Annotated in this window: 16 protein-coding genes; 1 reads left to right on the top strand and 15 read right to left on the bottom strand. The window is 63.8% G+C overall.

Features of this window, described 5'->3' with window-relative positions; translation table 11 throughout:
- Positions 1 to 18 precede the first annotated feature (18 nt).
- The 3 genes from AC0L2U_RS08855 to AC0L2U_RS08865 form a co-directional block, all read right to left on the bottom strand.
- Complete coding sequence (locus AC0L2U_RS08855; RefSeq protein WP_023811481.1) at positions 19 to 693, bottom strand: amino acid ABC transporter permease; 675 nt, start codon at positions 691 to 693, stop codon at positions 19 to 21.
- A 153-nt stretch (positions 694 to 846) separates the two neighbouring features.
- The gene (locus AC0L2U_RS08860) at positions 847 to 1644 is read right to left on the bottom strand and encodes an ABC transporter substrate-binding protein (RefSeq protein ID WP_127268313.1); all 798 of its coding nucleotides are present in this window, start codon (positions 1642 to 1644) and stop codon (positions 847 to 849) included.
- A gap of 71 nt (positions 1645 to 1715) precedes the next feature.
- Positions 1716 to 2039, bottom strand: a complete 324-nt coding sequence (locus AC0L2U_RS08865) for a hypothetical protein (RefSeq protein WP_127322019.1) — start codon at positions 2037 to 2039, stop codon at positions 1716 to 1718.
- Positions 2040 to 2151: 112 nt separating this feature from the next.
- Here AC0L2U_RS08865 and AC0L2U_RS08870 point away from each other — a divergent pair, with 112 nt between their 5' ends.
- Positions 2152 to 3243 (top strand): LLM class flavin-dependent oxidoreductase, encoded by a 1092-nt coding sequence (locus tag AC0L2U_RS08870; RefSeq protein WP_128287525.1) that lies wholly within the window; start codon positions 2152 to 2154, stop codon positions 3241 to 3243.
- Positions 3244 to 3387: 144 nt separating this feature from the next.
- On the opposite strand, the gene AC0L2U_RS08875 is transcribed toward AC0L2U_RS08870, so the two are convergent.
- The 12 genes from AC0L2U_RS08875 to AC0L2U_RS08930 all read right to left on the bottom strand — a co-directional run bounded on the left by AC0L2U_RS08875 (position 3388) and on the right by AC0L2U_RS08930 (position 15557).
- Complete coding sequence (locus AC0L2U_RS08875) at positions 3388 to 3783, bottom strand: RidA family protein (protein WP_473601742.1); 396 nt, start codon at positions 3781 to 3783, stop codon at positions 3388 to 3390.
- 64 nt (positions 3784 to 3847) lie between these two features.
- Positions 3848 to 4996, bottom strand: coding sequence for an acyl-CoA dehydrogenase family protein (locus AC0L2U_RS08880; RefSeq protein ID WP_128362778.1), 1149 nt, complete (start codon positions 4994 to 4996; stop codon positions 3848 to 3850).
- A gap of 99 nt (positions 4997 to 5095) precedes the next feature.
- The gene (locus AC0L2U_RS08885) at positions 5096 to 5908 is read right to left on the bottom strand and encodes an enoyl-CoA hydratase family protein (protein ID WP_473601743.1); all 813 of its coding nucleotides are present in this window, start codon (positions 5906 to 5908) and stop codon (positions 5096 to 5098) included.
- Entirely contained in the window at positions 5905 to 6375 is a 471-nt protein-coding gene (locus tag AC0L2U_RS08890; protein WP_473601744.1) for a MarR family winged helix-turn-helix transcriptional regulator, read from the bottom strand. Before AC0L2U_RS08890 ends, AC0L2U_RS08885 begins: the two co-directional genes overlap by 4 nt.
- The gene (locus tag AC0L2U_RS08895) at positions 6369 to 7142 is read right to left on the bottom strand and encodes an SDR family NAD(P)-dependent oxidoreductase (protein WP_292139042.1); all 774 of its coding nucleotides are present in this window, start codon (positions 7140 to 7142) and stop codon (positions 6369 to 6371) included. Before AC0L2U_RS08895 ends, AC0L2U_RS08890 begins: the two co-directional genes overlap by 7 nt.
- Positions 7139 to 9433, bottom strand: a complete 2295-nt coding sequence (locus AC0L2U_RS08900) for a bifunctional salicylyl-CoA 5-hydroxylase/oxidoreductase (RefSeq protein WP_473601745.1) — start codon at positions 9431 to 9433, stop codon at positions 7139 to 7141. Before AC0L2U_RS08900 ends, AC0L2U_RS08895 begins: the two co-directional genes overlap by 4 nt.
- Before the next feature lie 141 nt (positions 9434 to 9574).
- Positions 9575 to 10174, bottom strand: a complete 600-nt coding sequence (locus AC0L2U_RS08905; protein WP_127808064.1) for a VOC family protein — start codon at positions 10172 to 10174, stop codon at positions 9575 to 9577.
- A gap of 78 nt (positions 10175 to 10252) precedes the next feature.
- Positions 10253 to 11089: an ATP-binding cassette domain-containing protein gene (locus AC0L2U_RS08910; RefSeq protein WP_292701028.1), complete on the bottom strand. Its 837-nt coding sequence runs from the start codon at positions 11087 to 11089 to the stop codon at positions 10253 to 10255.
- Positions 11082 to 11960, bottom strand: coding sequence for an ABC transporter ATP-binding protein (locus AC0L2U_RS08915; RefSeq protein WP_128287530.1), 879 nt, complete (start codon positions 11958 to 11960; stop codon positions 11082 to 11084). The genes AC0L2U_RS08910 and AC0L2U_RS08915 overlap by 8 nt, the downstream gene beginning before the upstream one ends.
- Entirely contained in the window at positions 11957 to 12805 is an 849-nt protein-coding gene (locus AC0L2U_RS08920) for an ABC transporter permease (RefSeq protein WP_473601746.1), read from the bottom strand. The genes AC0L2U_RS08915 and AC0L2U_RS08920 overlap by 4 nt, the downstream gene beginning before the upstream one ends.
- Positions 12798 to 13805, bottom strand: a complete 1008-nt coding sequence (locus AC0L2U_RS08925) for an ABC transporter permease (protein ID WP_127381535.1) — start codon at positions 13803 to 13805, stop codon at positions 12798 to 12800. The genes AC0L2U_RS08920 and AC0L2U_RS08925 overlap by 8 nt, the downstream gene beginning before the upstream one ends.
- 222 nt (positions 13806 to 14027) lie before the next feature.
- Positions 14028 to 15557 (bottom strand): ABC transporter substrate-binding protein, encoded by a 1530-nt coding sequence (locus tag AC0L2U_RS08930; RefSeq protein WP_128287531.1) that lies wholly within the window; start codon positions 15555 to 15557, stop codon positions 14028 to 14030.
- Positions 15558 to 15603: the final 46 nt, after the last annotated feature.

Raw genomic sequence — 15603 nt, forward strand, 5'->3', positions numbered from 1 at the left:
GGGATCAGGTGGCGGAGGTCAGCGCTTCTTTTCGGTCTTGAAGCGCTCTTCAAGCAGGCTGACGAGGCGGACCATCGGCCAGAGGAAGATGAGATAGACGAGGGCTGCGCCGATCAGCGGCGAGGGGTTGGCGTAGAGCGACTGCGCGTTGGTCGCCTCCTTCAAGAGTTCCGGCAGCGCCACGGTGGAGGCGAGCGAGGTGTCCTTGAACATCGAGACGCAGTTGCTGGTCATCGGCGGGATGACGACGCGGATCGCTTGCGGCAGCACCACCTTGCGCAAGGTCAGGAGGAACGGCAGGCCAAGCGCCTGCGACGCCTCGAACTGGCCACGCGGAATGCTTTCGATGCCGGAGCGGAACACTTCGGCCGAGTAAGCCGACATGATGAAGGCGAAGGCAGTCACCGCCGACGCCCAGGACGACAGGCGTATGCCGAGGAAGGGCAGCGCGTAGTAGATCAGGATCAGCACGACCAGCACCGGCAGGGCGCGGAAGATGTCGGTGTAGCCGACCGCGAGCCAGCGCAGCGGCTTCGGCGCATAGAGCCGCACCAGGCTGATCCCCAGGCCGATGGGGATCCCGATGCCGATGCTCAAAATGCCGAGCAGCAGCGTGTTCAGGAAGCCGCGCAGCAGCGCCGGCAGGCTGGACATGATGACGTCGGGGTTAAAGAAGGTATCCAGCAGCGACATGGGAGCGTTCCCGAACCCGAGAGCAATCATGCTCAGGTTAAAACCAATATGCCTCGCCCGATGGCGAGGCAGTCGGCGCGGAAGCCGGCGCTGGAGCATGAAATGAATCGTGCCGGCCTGGAAAGCCGGCACGATGTCAGCGCAGCTTTCAGATCAGGCCTTCGGCAGCGGCATTTCCTTCATGGTCGAGGAGTCGGCCGGCGCGTCGCTGCCGAACCACTTCTTGTGGATGGCGGCCAGGGTGCCGTCCTTCTTCATCGCGCTCAGCGCATCGTTCAGCTTGCCGAGCAGCGGGTGGTCCTTGGTCATCATCAGGCCGTATTGCTCACCGGTCTTGATGCGCTCCTTGACGACCAGGTCCTTCATCTTGGTGAAGGAATACTCCATGCCCGGAATGTCGCTGACGGCCGCATCGACGCGGCCGGCGCTGAGGTCGAGGAGCAGGTTCTGCTGCGTGTCGTAGCCCTTCACGTCGCTGAAGCCATCGGCTTCCTGATGCGCCTTGACCCAGGTTTCGCCGGTCGAGCCGGACAGCACGCCGATGATCTTGCCCTTGAGGTCGGCCTCGGCCTTGATCGCGCTGTCGGTCTTGGTGGCGATGCCCATGTCCGAATCATAATAGGGCTGCGTGAACGACTGTGACTTCAGCCGCTCCGCCGTGATGGTGATCGACGAGATGGCGACGTCGATGCGCTTCGAGGTGGTGGCGGCAAACAGTGCCTGGAAACCGAGATCGGCGATATCGGTGGTCATGCCGATGCGCTTGGCGGCTTCGTTGACGATGTCGACTTCAAAGCCTTCGAAAGTGCCGCTCTCGTTCTTGTACTCGAAGGGTGGATTGGTCGGGTAGGCGCCGACATTGAGCACATCGGCGGCATAAGCGGTGGCGGGGCCGGCGGCGATGCCGATGGCGGCGGCGAGAAGAAGCAATTTGCGACGTGTGAAGCTCATTTGTGTTCCCTCTGTTGTTGATCGGGCGGGTTGCTCCCGCACGGTTTTTTGCCGCCCCGCACCGCAGGGCGTCAATTCATGGCAGCGACCAATGCGGTCATGGTTGGCGACGTTTTTTGTTGCAGATCGCGGATCTGCGCGCGCACGTCATCGAAGGCATGGCGCGCATTGGATGATGACTGGGACAGTATGAACGACAAGAACTGAGACTCCCACCCGGAGCACCCACGATGGACTGGCCGGCACGATGGACTGGTCTGCACGATGGACTGGCCGGCAAGCCCGTCCGGCAAGGCAATCGCCATCGACTGTGGAATGCTTATCCAAAGTGCGGCGCTTTTCAAGGCGAAAGTTTTAAGCTTAAAAAGCTGCGGTGTCGGTTGCGTGGCGGACACCGTGCGGCCCGCTGGAACCGATACCCGCGAGCGATGGCGACCCGAAGCTATTTCAGGCTTGAAATATCTCGGCACGGGCCTAGCGTGTGCTCTCTCGCCGGGAGGTCGCGACATGAACAAACCACACCCTTTGCACGGCCCGAACAGATTGAAGCTTGGCGTCTTTTCGACCAATGCCGATGGCGGCCTTGCTATCACAGACGTTCCGGAACGCTGGACGGCAAACTGGCAGGACAATGTGACCGCGGCCCAGATCGCCGACCGCGCAGGGCTGGAGTTCATGCTGCCGATCGCGCGCTGGCGCGGTTTTGGCGGCCGCAACAAGGTGCGCGAATGGTCGTTCGAAACCTTCACATGGGCGGCGGCGCTTGCTGTGGCTACCGAGCAGATCGGCCTGTTCATGACCGTGCATGTGCCGCTGGTGCATCCGCTCTATGCCGCCAAGGCGCTGGCGACGGTCGACCATATCAGCCAGGGCCGCGCGGGCTTGAACATCGTCTGCGGCTGGAACCCGAAGGAATTCGGCATGTTCGGCACGCCGCTGGTCGAGAAGGGCTATGACCAGGCGGCCGAATGGATCGAAATCCTCGAAAAGCTCTATGCCTCGGCCGAACCGCTCGATTACGAAGGCACCTATTATCGCCTCAAGGAGGCTGTCAGCCGGCCGGCCAGCCTGCAGGTTCCCCGCCCCGTGACCATGAACGCCGCATTCGGCGGGCCGGGCCGCGATTTCGCCGCCGCCCGGTGCGATTATCTGTTCACGACCTTTTCGGAAATGAGCGATGCCGGCAAGCATGTCGCCGATATCAGCGAGCGGGCCGACAAGGCAGGCCGTGATGTCGGTGTCTACACGGTGGCGCATGTCGTCTGCCGCCCTACCATGGAAGAGGCGCAGGCCTACTACACGCGCTATGCCGTCGATATGGCCGACCACGATGCGGTCGATGCCCATATGGCCGGCAAGAAGGAATTCTCGCAGTCCCACGACCCGCACGCCTATGACCGCTACCGGCAGCGCTTCGCCGGCGGCGCCGGCACCTACCCGCTGATCGGAACGCCTGAAACGATCGCCGCCGACATGGCCGCCATCGCCGGACACGGCTACCAGGGCATCGCGCTGTCCTTCGTCAACTACACGCAAGAACTGCCCTATTTCTGCGATCACGTACTGCCGATTTTACGGCAAGCGGGACTGCGCGTATAGCCGAAGGTGTGTTGAGATTCAGGTCAGGCCGAGTCGAAAACGGTGGGTTACGAGAACCGGAGCGGAGCGTACTTTTCGTACGCGAGCACCGGAAGCGCAGGAAGCTGCCGTTTGCAGACCGGCATCACCTGAATATCAGTACACCTATTCCGGGATGACGGCAGTTGCCTGGATCTCCACCTTGGCGCGATCCTCGACCAGCGCCATCACCTGCATGGCGGCCATCGCCGGAAAATGCCGGCCGATGACCTCGCGATAGGCCTCGCCGATGCCCCTGAGGTTGGCCAAATACTCGGCCTTGTCGGTGAAATACCAGGTCATCGAGGTGATGTGCTGCGGCCCGGCACCGGCTTCCGCCAGCACCGCGACGATATTCTCGAGCGTTTGCCGCACCTGGCCGACAAAATCGTCGGTCTCGAACTGGCATTGCCCGTTCCAGCCGACCTGTCCGCCGACGAAGACGAGCTGCCCGCGTGCCGCGACGCCATTGGCGTAGCCGACAGGTTTTGCCCAGCCTTCGGGCTGCAGAATCCTGTGCATTCAAAACCTCCCGGTATTCCAAAACCCAATTTTCAAAATCGAACGCTCGTCAAAATCTCTGCCGTCAGGCCGCGCCCATCACTTGCCGCGCGATCACCACTTTCTGCACGTCGGAGGCACCCTCGTAGATGCGCAGCGCGCGGATCTCGCGATACAGGCTTTCGACGATATGGCCCTTGCGGACACCGTCGCCGCCATGCAGCTGCACGGCCTTGTCGATCACCTCTTGCGCCTTGTCGGTGGCAAACAGCTTGGCCATCGCCGCCTCGCGGGTGACGCGGGGCGCGCCCATGTCCTTGGTCCAGGCGGCGCGGTAGACCAGCAGCGCCGCGGCATCGACGTCCAGCGCCATCTCGGCGATATGACCCTGCACCATCTGCAGTTCGGCCATTGGCGCGCCGAACAGTTTGCGTTCGGACACCCGTTTGATGCTTTCATCCAGTGCGCGGCGAGCAAAGCCAAGTGCCGCCGCACCAACGGTCGAGCGGAACACGTCGAGCACCGACATGGCGATACGGAAGCCGTCGCCGGGCTTGCCGATCCGCGCGGCGACGGGCAGGCGGACCTGATCGAAAGACAGGCGCGCCAGCGGGTGCGGCGCGATCACTTCCAGCCGTTCGGCGATGCCAAGGCCCCTGGCGTCGCCAGGCACGAGGAAGGCGGAAAGCCCTTTGGCGCCCGGCGCCTCGCCGGTGCGGGCAAAGACGACATAGAGGTCGGCGATGCCGCCATTGGAGATCCAGGTCTTTTCACCCGACAGAACGTAACTGTCGCCGTCGCGGGTCGCCGTCATTTCCGTGTTGGCGACATCCGATCCCGAGCGCGGTTCCGACAGGGCAAAGGCTGATATCGCCTTGCCGGCACGCGTCTTCGAAAGCCATTGCTGCTGGTGCGGCGTGCCGAACAGGCTGAGCGCGCCGGTGCCAAGCCCCTGCATGGCGAAGGCGAAATCGGCCAACCCGTCATGGCGCGCCAGCGTCTCGCGCGTGATGCACAAAGTGCGGACGTCGAGGGGGCCAGGATTGTCTGGGTCGATCGCCGTCGGCTTCAGCCAGTCGTCTCGCCCGAGCTTGCTGACCAGCTCGCGGCAGGCGGCGTCGACATCATGGTGGGAGACCGGCAGGTTTTTCGCGCACCATACGTCGAGCTGCTCGGCCCACTTGCGATGGCGGTCTTCGAAGAACGGCCAGGAGAGGAAGGAGCGGTCAGGCATGGGTGCTTCCACCGCTATTCTCCAGGCCCTGCGCTCTACGGCGCCGGCAGGACAGAGGGGGGCGCTGTCCCGCCGACGTCTCCACGGAATGCATCATCCTCAATCCCCCTCGAACACCGGCTTTTCCTTGGCCACGAACGCCTTGTAGGCGCGCTCGAAATCGCGGGTCTGCATGCAGATCGCCTGTGCCTGGGCTTCCGCCTCGATCGCCTGGTCGAGACCCATCGACCATTCCTGGTTGAGCTGCGTCTTGGTGATGCCGTGTGCAAAGGTCGGGCCGGAGACGATGCGCGCCGCCATATCGAGCGTGTCGGCCTCCAGCGAGGCGGCATCGACCAGCCGGTTGTAGAAACCCCAGCGTTCGCCTTCCGCCGCCGTCATGGTGCGGCCTGTGTAGAGCAGTTCTGCGGCGCGGCCCTGGCCGATGATGCGCGGCAGGATCGCGCAGGCGCCCATGTCGCATCCGGCGAGGCCTACGCGGGTGAACAGGAACGCGGTCTTGGCTTCCGGCGTGGCGATGCGGATATCGGAGCTCATCGCAATGATGGCGCCGGCGCCGACCGCGACGCCGTCGACCGCAGCAATGATCGGCTTGCCGCAATTCAGCATCGCCTTGACGAAATCGCCGGTCATGCGGGTGAAGGCGAGAAGCTGCTTCATGTCCATATTGACCAGCGGGCCGATGATGTCGTGGACATCACCGCCGGAGCAGAAATTGCCGCCATTGGAGAGGAACACCACGGCGTCGACATCGTCGGCATAGACGAGGTCGCGGAACGTGTCGCGGAGTTCCGCATAGCTGTCGAAGGTCAGCGGGTTCTTGCGCTCCGGCCGGTCGAGCCGGACCTTGGCGATCCTGCCCTCGACCTCCCACAGGAAATGCTTCGGCTTGCGCCCCGCCATTGCGGTCATTCGCGTCCCTCCCAGTTGCTGCGGAACGAGGTCAGCATGCCGGTCAGCCGGCGCGCGTCGTCCTCGCTGACCTTGCCCAGCAATTCGCCGATCCAGCCTTCATGCGCCGCAGCGATGGCGGCAAATGCCTGCGCGCCTTCCTCGGTCAGCCGCACCATCGACGTGCGGCGGTCGCCATTGCGCCTTGCGCGGGCGACAAGTCCTTCCGAAACCAGCCGGTCGACGATGCCCGTGACATTGCCGTTGGAGACCAGCAGGAAACGCGACAGGTCGCTCATCAGCATGCCTTCCGGCGCGCGATAGAGGGCGGCCATCACGTCGAAGCGCGGCAGCGTCGTGTTGAACTCCTTCTTCAGCCGCTCGCGCAGCTCGGCCTCAATCGTGCGCGAGGCTCGCAGCAGCCTGATCCACAGCCGCAAGTGGTCCTTGCCGGGTCCCGACGGCGCGGGCAGGGGGCCGGCTACCATGTTTCGCCTCCTGAGATGGAAATCGCCTGTCCGGTGATCGACTGGGCGGCGTCGCCGCACAGCCACAGCACGGCGGCGGCGACCTCATCCGGCTGGATGAAGCGGCCTTGCGGGTTGGTAGAGGCGAGGCTTGACCGCGCTTGCTCGACCGAGCGGCCGGTCTTCTCGATGATGCGCTGGATGGACTCTTCCAGCATTTCGGTTTCCACAAAGCCTGGGCACACCGCGTTGACGGTGACGCCCGATTTCGCCGTTTCGGCGGCAAGCGCCCGCATCAGGCCGACGACGCCGTGCTTGGCGGCGACGTAAGGCGCGACGTAGGCGTAGCCTTTCAGGCCGGCGGTCGAGGCGATGAAAACAATTCGTCCTGTTTTCCGCACGGCCATGCCGGCCAGCGCCGGCTTCACCGTCAGGAAGGCGCCGGTCAGATTGACGTCGAGCGTTCGCTGCCAGTCGCTGAGCGCGGTTTTGTGCGCCGGGGCGCTGCCGGCCATGCCGGCATTGGCGACGACGATGTCGAAGGGTCCGCGCGCGGCCTGCGCCCTTTCGTAAAGCGACGCCATCGCCGCCTCATCGGTGACGTCGGCGGCGATGCCGAAGATGCGGTCGTTCTCGCCGGCCACCTCAGCGAGCTCCGCTTCCCGGCGGCCGCAGATGGTGACGTCGATGCCGGCAGCAGCCAGCGCCAGCGCGATGGCCCGCCCGACGCCGGAGCCGCCGCCAGTGACCAGCGCATGCTTGCCGGGTATCGTCGCGGCGGTACTCATACTTTCAGCCCCGCTGCGGCGTCGCGCTCGGCCAGACGGTAGAGCTGGTCGCGCCCGGGCAGATAGGGATCCGGCCATTTGACACCACGGTCGCCGAGCGTGACGGCGGCATGCAGTGTCCAGTAGGGATCGGCGAGATGCGGCCGTGCCAGTGCGACGAGGTCGGCGCGGCCGGCCATCAGGATCGAATTGACATGGTCCGGCTCGTAGATGTTACCGACCGCCATCGTCGCCATGCCGACTTCGTTGCGGATGCGGTCGGAAAACGGCGTCTGGAACATGCGGCCATAGACAGGCTTGGCCAGTGCCGAGGTCTGGCCTGCCGAGACGTCGCAGATGTCGACGCCGGCCTCGTGCAGCAGCCGTGCGATCTCCACCGCGTCGGCCGGTGTGACGCCCTCGATGCCCACCCAGTCATTGGCCGAAATGCGCATCGAGATCGGCTTCTCCGCCCGCCAGGCAGCGCGCACCGCGCGGAAGATTTCGAGGGGATAGCGCATCCGATTGTCAAGCGAACCGCCATATTCATCCGTGCGCCGGTTGGTGACCGGCGTGATGAAGGACGACAAGAGATAGCCATGCGCAGCGTGGATCTCGAGCATGTTGAAGCCGCAACGATCGGCCATCTCGGCCGAAGCCACGAATTCGTCGCGCACGCGGTCCATGTCGGCGCGATCCATCGCCTTCGGCACCTGATTCTGCGGCGACCACGCCACGGCCGAGGCGGCGATCACCGGCCAGTTGCCGGAGACCAGCGGCACGTCGGTGCCTTCCCAGCCAAGCCGGGTCGAACCTTTGGCGCCGGAATGGCCGATCTGGGCGCAGATCTTGGCTTCTGTCTCGGTGTGGACGAAATCGACCAGCCGCTTCCACGCCACCTCATGTTCGGGCGCATAGAAACCGGGACAACCAGGCGTGATGCGGCCTTCCGGGCTGACGCAGGTCATCTCGATATAGAGGAGCCCTGCGCCGCCCTTGGCCCGCTCGGCATAATGGGTGAAATGCCAGTCGGTCGGGCAACCGTCGACGGCCTTGTACTGCGCCATCGGTGAGACGACGACGCGGTTCTGCAGCCTCATGTCGCGCAGCTTGAACGGCGCGAACATCGGCGCGCGGCGCAGGGTGTTGCCGCCGGCGCCCGCCTGGCGCTGGAACCATTCCTCCGCGCTTTCAAGCCATTCGGCATCGCGCAGCCGCAAATTCTCATGGCTGATGCGCTGCGAGCGGGTCAAAAGCGAATAGTTGAACTGCACCGGATCGAGGCCGAGATAGCGCTCGACCTCCTCGAACCATTCGAGCGAATTGCGCGCCGCCGATTGCAGCTTCAGCACCTCGGTGCGGCGGGCATCCTCATATCTACGGAAGGCGGCGTCGAGGTCCGGCTCGGTTTCGACATACTCGGCCAGAGCCACGGCACTTTCCAGGGCCAGCTTGGTGCCGGAGCCGATCGAGAAATGCGCCGATGCCGCCGCATCGCCCATCAGTGCCAGATTCTTGTACGACCAGCGCTCGCACAGCACGCGCGGAAAATTGATCCAGGCGGAACCACGGATATGGTTGGCATTGGTCATCAGCGCGTGGCCGCCGAGATGTTTTTCGAAGATCCGCTCACAAAGGGCGATCGATTCCTGCTGCGACATCGCGCCGAAGCCGAAGGCAGCCCAGGTTTGTTCGCTGCACTCGACGATGAAGGTCGCGGTGTCGCTGTCGAACTGGTAGGCGTGCGCCCACACCCAGCCATGCTCGGTCTTCTCGAAGATAAAGGTGAAGGCGTCGTCGAACTTCTGGTTGGTGCCGAGCCAGACGAACTTGCATTTGCGGGTGTCGATGTCGGGCTTGAAGATGTCGACGAAACTGTTGCGCGCCCTGGAGTTCAGGCCGTCGGCCGCGACAACCAGATCATGCGTCTCCATGTAGGGCTTGGGATCTGCAATGTCGGTCTCGAACATCAGCTTGACGCCGAGTTCGCGCGCCCGGCGCTGCAGCAGGACCAGCAGCCGCTTGCGGCCGATGCCGCAGAAACCGTGACCTGACGAGACCGTGCGCACGCCGTCATGGATGACGGCGATGTCGTCCCAGTAGGCAAAGTGCTTCTTGATCCAGACAGCGCTGACCGGGTCGTTTTTCGACAGATTGTCGAGCGTCTCGGCCGACAGCACGACGCCCCAGCCGAACGTGTCGTCGGCGCGGTTGCGCTCGAACACCGTCACATCGTGCGCGGCGTCCCTCAGCTTCATCGAAATGGCAAAGTAGAGGCCGGCTGGTCCGCCGCCGAGAACCGCAACCTTCATGTCTGCGATCTCCTCTTCGCTTGCTGGAGTTCAGTATCGCGCCGGCAACAAGATATTTCAAGCTTAAAGTTTTATATCAAAACGATTATCCTGACATGGCGAAAGCGCGCCTGCGTGTCATCGCGCAAGCGCGCTGCCGGATCACTTTTCCGGGTTCTTCGGGCTCCACAGCACCGTCTCGGCGTCCTTCTCATAGGCCATGCCATCGGGATAGCTGATCGCTTCCAGTTGCAGTCCCCACGGCGCCTGGAAATAGAGGATGGTCTGGCCGGCGGCCGGCCCTTCCTTGACCGGCAGCGGCCCCATCCGCGTCTTGACGCCCTTGCCTTCGAGATAGGCTTTGGCGGCAGCGACGTCGTCGACATAGAAGGCGATGTGGAAGCCGCCAATGTCGCTGTTCTTCGGCGTCAGGTCCTTCTGGTCCGGTGCTGTGTATTTGAACAGCTCTATGTTCGATCCATAGCCGCAGCGCACCATGGTGACCTCTTCGATCACCGCCTTCGGGTCGACGCCCAGGAGATCCTGCATGAAGGTGCCCTTGTCGTCGGCGAACGGACCGAACGACATCGCCTTCTTGCAGCCGACCACTTCGGTGAAGAAGTCGACCGCTTGCTTCATGTCGGGAACGGTGATGCCGGTGTGGTCGTGGCCGCGCATGCCCGGGATCGAATCCGCCGAGGCCATGCCGGCGCTGCCGAGCATCGCGGCGGCCAGCGTTGCAATTGCGATAGTGGTCTTCATGTCAGTCCTCTCCATTTGGCGGGACTTGGGTCTTTGTGGTCGCACGCCCGAGGCCCGCTCTTCGGCGTGCGTATGCATTCATGTCGGCGCCTTGGCGGCGGCGGGGATGTCCAGCCAGCCAGCATCGATCTCGGGCAGCGGAATGGCTGCGATCAGGTCGCGCGTGTAGGCCTGCCGTGGATTGTCGAACAAGACGTCGGTGGTGCTCGCCTCGACGATCACGCCCTCGCGCATGACGATCACTTGCCGGCACAGCCGCCGAATGACCGACAGATCGTGGCTGATGAAAGCGACGGTCAGGCCCATCTCCGCCGCCAGCTTCTCCAGCAGGGTGAGGATCTGCGCCTGCGTCGACACGTCGAGGCCGGAGACGATCTCGTCGGCCAGCACGAATTTCGGCGACAGCGCCAGCGCGCGCGCAATGCCGACGCGCTGGCGCTGGCCGCCCGACAGTTCGTGGCGGTAGCGGCTGGCGAAACTTTGCGGCAGGCCGACACGCTGCAGCGCCTCAGCCACGCGCGCCTTGAGATTGTCGCCGAGGCCATTCTGCTTGAGCGGTGCGGCGATGATGCTGGCAATGGTGCGGCGCGGGTTGAGCGACGACATCGGATCTTGAAAAATCATCTGAAGGTTGCGGCGCAGCGGCCGCAGCTCCGCTTCCGGCAGATGGGTGATGTCGCGACCGTCGAAAGTGACGCTGCCGGCGTTGGGCTCCAGCAGGCGCACCAAGGCGCGGCCGAGCGTCGACTTGCCGGAACCGGATTCGCCGACAATGCCGGTCACCGAGCCCTTGGGCAGGTCGAAATCCAGGCCCTTCAGGATTTCGACCAATGGCGCGCGGCCGATCAGTGGCTTGCGCGTCATGTCGGGCAGCGCGACCTTCAGCCCGCGCACGGAGAACAACGGTTCAACCATGCGGCCGCCTCCAGGCTTGGTCTGCGGCAGCAATCTCTGAAGCAAGCCCGGCTAGCACCGCCTCGTCCACCGGCTTCAGCGAGGCGAAAGGATCGGTGTAGCGTGGCGTCGCCGCCATCAGCGCTCGCGTGTAGGGGTGCTGCGGTGCTGCGAAGAGGGCCGCCGTGTCGGCCTCCTCCACCACCTTGCCGGCATAAAGCACCGAGACCCTCTGGCTGATCTTGGCGACGACGCCGAGATCATGGGTGACGAACAGGATCGCCGTGCCATGCTCGAGCTGCAACTGCACGATCAGCCGCAGGATTTGTTTTTGCACGGTCACATCAAGCGCCGTGGTCGGCTCGTCGGCGACGATCAGCCTTGGCTCCGCGGCGAAGGCGGCAGCGATCAGCACGCGCTGGCGCATGCCGCCGGAAAGTTCGTGCGGATAGCTCTTCAGCACGCGGTCGGGATCGCGGATTTGCACCTCGTCCAGCAATTGCCGGATGCGGGTATCGGCCTTCTCGCCACTCCAGCCGAGGATGCGCACCAGCCGGTCGGTCATCTGCGAGCCGATGCGCCGCGACGGGTTGAGCGCGGTCAGCGGGTCCTGCGGGATCAGCGCCGTGCGCGCCCCGATCAGCGTGCGTCGTGCCTTGGGTTGCAATTTGCCGAGGTCTTCACCCTCGAGCAGCATGTCGCCTTCGACAATGCGCACGCTCGACGGCAGCACACCGAGCACCGCCTTGCCGATCATCGTCTTGCCAGCGCCGCTCTCGCCGACCAGCGCGCGCACTTCGCCGGGCTGAACGGAGAGCGACACCGAGCGCAGCACGCGCTGGCCGTTGGGCAGCACCGCACTCAGATCCCTGATGTCGAGGCAGGCGCTCATCGCAGCACCGGATCGAAACGCGTCTTCAGCGCCTCGCCGAACTGGCTGAACGACAGCACGGTCAGGATCAGCGTGATCAGCGGAAACACCAGCACCCACCAGGCCTGATGGATCGACAGCCGGCCCTCGGCGATGATGCCGCCCCAGGTCGGATCGTCGGTCGAGATCGACAGATTGACGAAGGACAGGATCGCCTCGACGATGACGGCGATGCCCATTTCCAGCGACAGCAATGCGACGATCGACGGCACCACATTGGGCAGCACTTCGCGCAGCATGATGCCGATTCGGCCGTAGCCGGCAATGCGGGCATTCTCGACATAGTCCATGCGCGACTGGCCCATCGCCTCGGCACGGATCACCCGGCAAAAGCGCGTCCAGTCGATGATGGCGATAGCGAGGATGACGGAACCCAGGCCGGTGCCGAGCACCGCCACCAGCAGGATGGCGAACAGCACCGGCGGAAACGCCATCCAGACATCGACGATGCGCGAGATGATGCGGTCGGCCCAACCGCCGAAATAGCCTGCGATGAGGCCCAGCGTCGAGCCGACCAGGCACGCCGCGACGGCTGCGGCAAAGGCGACGATGAAAGCGATGCGGCCGCCGAAGATCAACCTCGACAACAGATCGCGGCCGAGGCTGTCGGTGCCGAGCCAATAGCCGGGTTCGGCTCCATTCATCCAGAATGGCGGCAGTCGTTCCAGCATCAAATCCTGTGCCAGCGGATCCTGGGGCGCGACAAGCGGACCGAAGATCGCGGCCAACAGCGCCAGCAGCAGCCAGCCGCCGGCCAGCCACAGGCGTGGCGACACACCTCGCCTTCGAGCACGGCCCTCATCCATGGCGCAGCCTCGGATTGAGCAGCGCATACATCATGTCGACGCTGAGGTTGATCAGCACGAACAGCAGCGCGAAGACCAGCACGATGCCTTGAATCAAAGGCAGGTCGCGGTTGATGACCGCGTCGATCGCCATATTGCCGAGGCCCTCATAGGAGAACAGCCGTTCGACGATGACGGTGCCGCCGATCAGGAAGGTGAACTGCACGCCGACCAGTGTCAGCGTCGGCAAAGCGGCATTCTTCAAGGCCTCGCGCAGGATGACCTGCGTTTCCGAAAAACCCTTCACCCGTGCCAGCACGACATAGTCGAGGTCGAGCACTTCCTTCAGCGACTGTTTCAGCAGCTGCGAGATGATTGCTGCCAGCGGCAGCGCCAGCGCCACGGCCGGCATCAGCATGTGCTTCAGCAGATCCCAAGTGAGGTCGAGGCGCAGGCGCAACAGGCTCTCGAACAGATAGAACTGGGTGACGAAGGGCAGGTCCAGTTGCGGCGACACCCGCCCGGAAATGTCGAAGATCGGCACCAGCACGCCGAACAACAGGATCAGCACCAGGCCCCACAGGAAATCGGGAATCGAAAGCGCCGCGCCGCTGGCGATGTCGATGCCGGCCTCGACCGCCGTGCCGCGTTCGCGCGCGCCGATGATCGCCGTCGTGCCGCCGATCGCCACCGCCATCACAAGCGCGACGATGGCGAGTTCCAGCGTCGCCGGCAGCCGGTTGAAGACGAGACCCAGCACATCCTGCCGCAGCGAAATCGAAGTGCCGAAATCGCCCCGGGCCACGCCCGACAGCCAGATGAAGAATTGCTGGACGATGGTCTTGTCGAGGCCGTAGAGCGCGCGCAGCCGGGCAATGTCGGCATCCGTCGCGCCGGGCGGCAGCATCATGGCGATCGGATCGCCGGGTGCGACGCGGATCACGACAAAGACGACGACGGCCACGCCGAACAGCGTGATCAGCATCGTCAGAAGACGGATCATGAATCTTTGCAGGAGCATTCTGGCGCAGGCCTAATGCGTTTCAGTGATTGATCGAACGAACAGCCCCCTCATCCGGCCGCTTCGCGGCCACCTTCTCCCCGAGGGGAGAAGAGGTCGCTGACGGCTGAACCAGTCTCTTCTCCCCAGCGGGGAGAAGGTGGCCCGAAGGGCCGGATGAGGGGCCCTGCGCAAGTTGGGAGAAGACACGCCGTCTCGCGACGGGGCGCCTTCCCATATTGGTCAGGCCGGGGTCATCAGGGCCGGCAGCAGCGCGCCGGACACATGCTGCACCACATTGACGCCCTTGGCATGCACGATCGGCTGCGCATACTGCATCAGCGGCAGCACATAGGCCTGCTCGGCGATGTATTTGTCGACAGCCTTCCAGCCGGCGATGCGCTTGGCCTCGTCCTTTTCGCCCCACAGCGGGTTGATCATGTCGATCAAATCCTGGCTGTCCCACACCGAATGCGGGCTCGGGCCATACATGGCAAAGCCGGTCGAGGTGGTCGGATCGCCGATGGCATTGCCCCAATTGTAGAAGGCGGCCGGCGCAAGCTTGTCGGCGGCGCGCAGTTCGTAGTGCTTGGCGATCTCGTAGACTTCGATCGTCGCCTCGATGCCGACCTTGCGCCACATGCCGACGATCGCCTGGATCATCTCATAGTCCTTGGGCTTGAAGCCCTTGGTCGTCTGGATGGTGAACTTGACCGGCTTTTCCGGCGAATAGCCGGAAGCGGCGAGCAATTCCTTGGCCTTTTCCGGATTGTGCTCGACCTTGATCGACGCGTCGTAGGATGCGTATTCCGGCGTTTCCAGTGTATCGATCGGCTGCCCGTAGCCGCGCAGCAGGCGATCGACCAGCAGCTTCTTGTCGACGGCCATCACGGCGGCCTGGCGGACGTTCTTGTCCAGCATCGCCTCGATGTCGTTGAAGAAGATCATCCCGATGTCGGAAACGTTCTTGCAGGAGCCGGCAAGCCCGTCCTTGGCGATCAGCCGGTCATACTCCTCATAGGGAATTTCGAGCGTCACTTGCGAGGAGCCGGATTCGATCTCTGCGACTCGGCTTGCCGCGTCGGCGACGAACTTGATCGTCACATTCTCGAAGGCCGGCTTGCCGCCCCAATAGTTCGGATTGGCCTTGAGCCGCAGGAAGGCGTTGCGCTCGAACTTTTCCACCATGTAGGGGCCGGTGCCGATCGGCGCCTTCTCGAAACCTTCGGCGCCGACCTTCTCGTAGTAGGCCTTCGGCATGATGTAGCCGGTCAGGAACGACATCCATTTGAAATAGACCGGGTCGAACTGCACGACGTCGCCGGTGATCTTGTTGCCGTCGATCTTGAAGTTGTTGACGTTCTTCCAGACGAACTGGATCGGGTTGCCGGTCTTTTCGTCGCCTGCCCGCTGCAGCGACCAGACGACGTCCTCGGCCGTGAACGGCGAGCCGTCATGCCAGGTCACGCCCTCGCGCACCGTCATCATGATCTTGGTGCGGTCGTCGTTCCAGCCCCATTCGGTGAGCAGGCCCGGCGCGAAGGAAAGGTCGGGCTTCTGTGGGATGAACTGGTCGAACACCGACTGGTACAGCCCCTGGATGGTCGGGTTGACGGCCGAGGGGCCGGTGGTTGGATCCCAGGATGGCAGATTGACGTTGTAGGCGATGGTCAGTTCGCCGGCAGCCGCCCTAGCGATCGGCGGCAGGCCGACGGCGGCCACCCCGAGTGCCGCGGCGCTGTATCCCAGCAATTCACGTCTGTTGATTGTCATGGTCGTTCCCCTTGTTGGTTTTGTTTCTGCGCGCGGCGTCTTAGTT

Source organism: Mesorhizobium sp. WSM4808 (assembly GCF_055811675.1).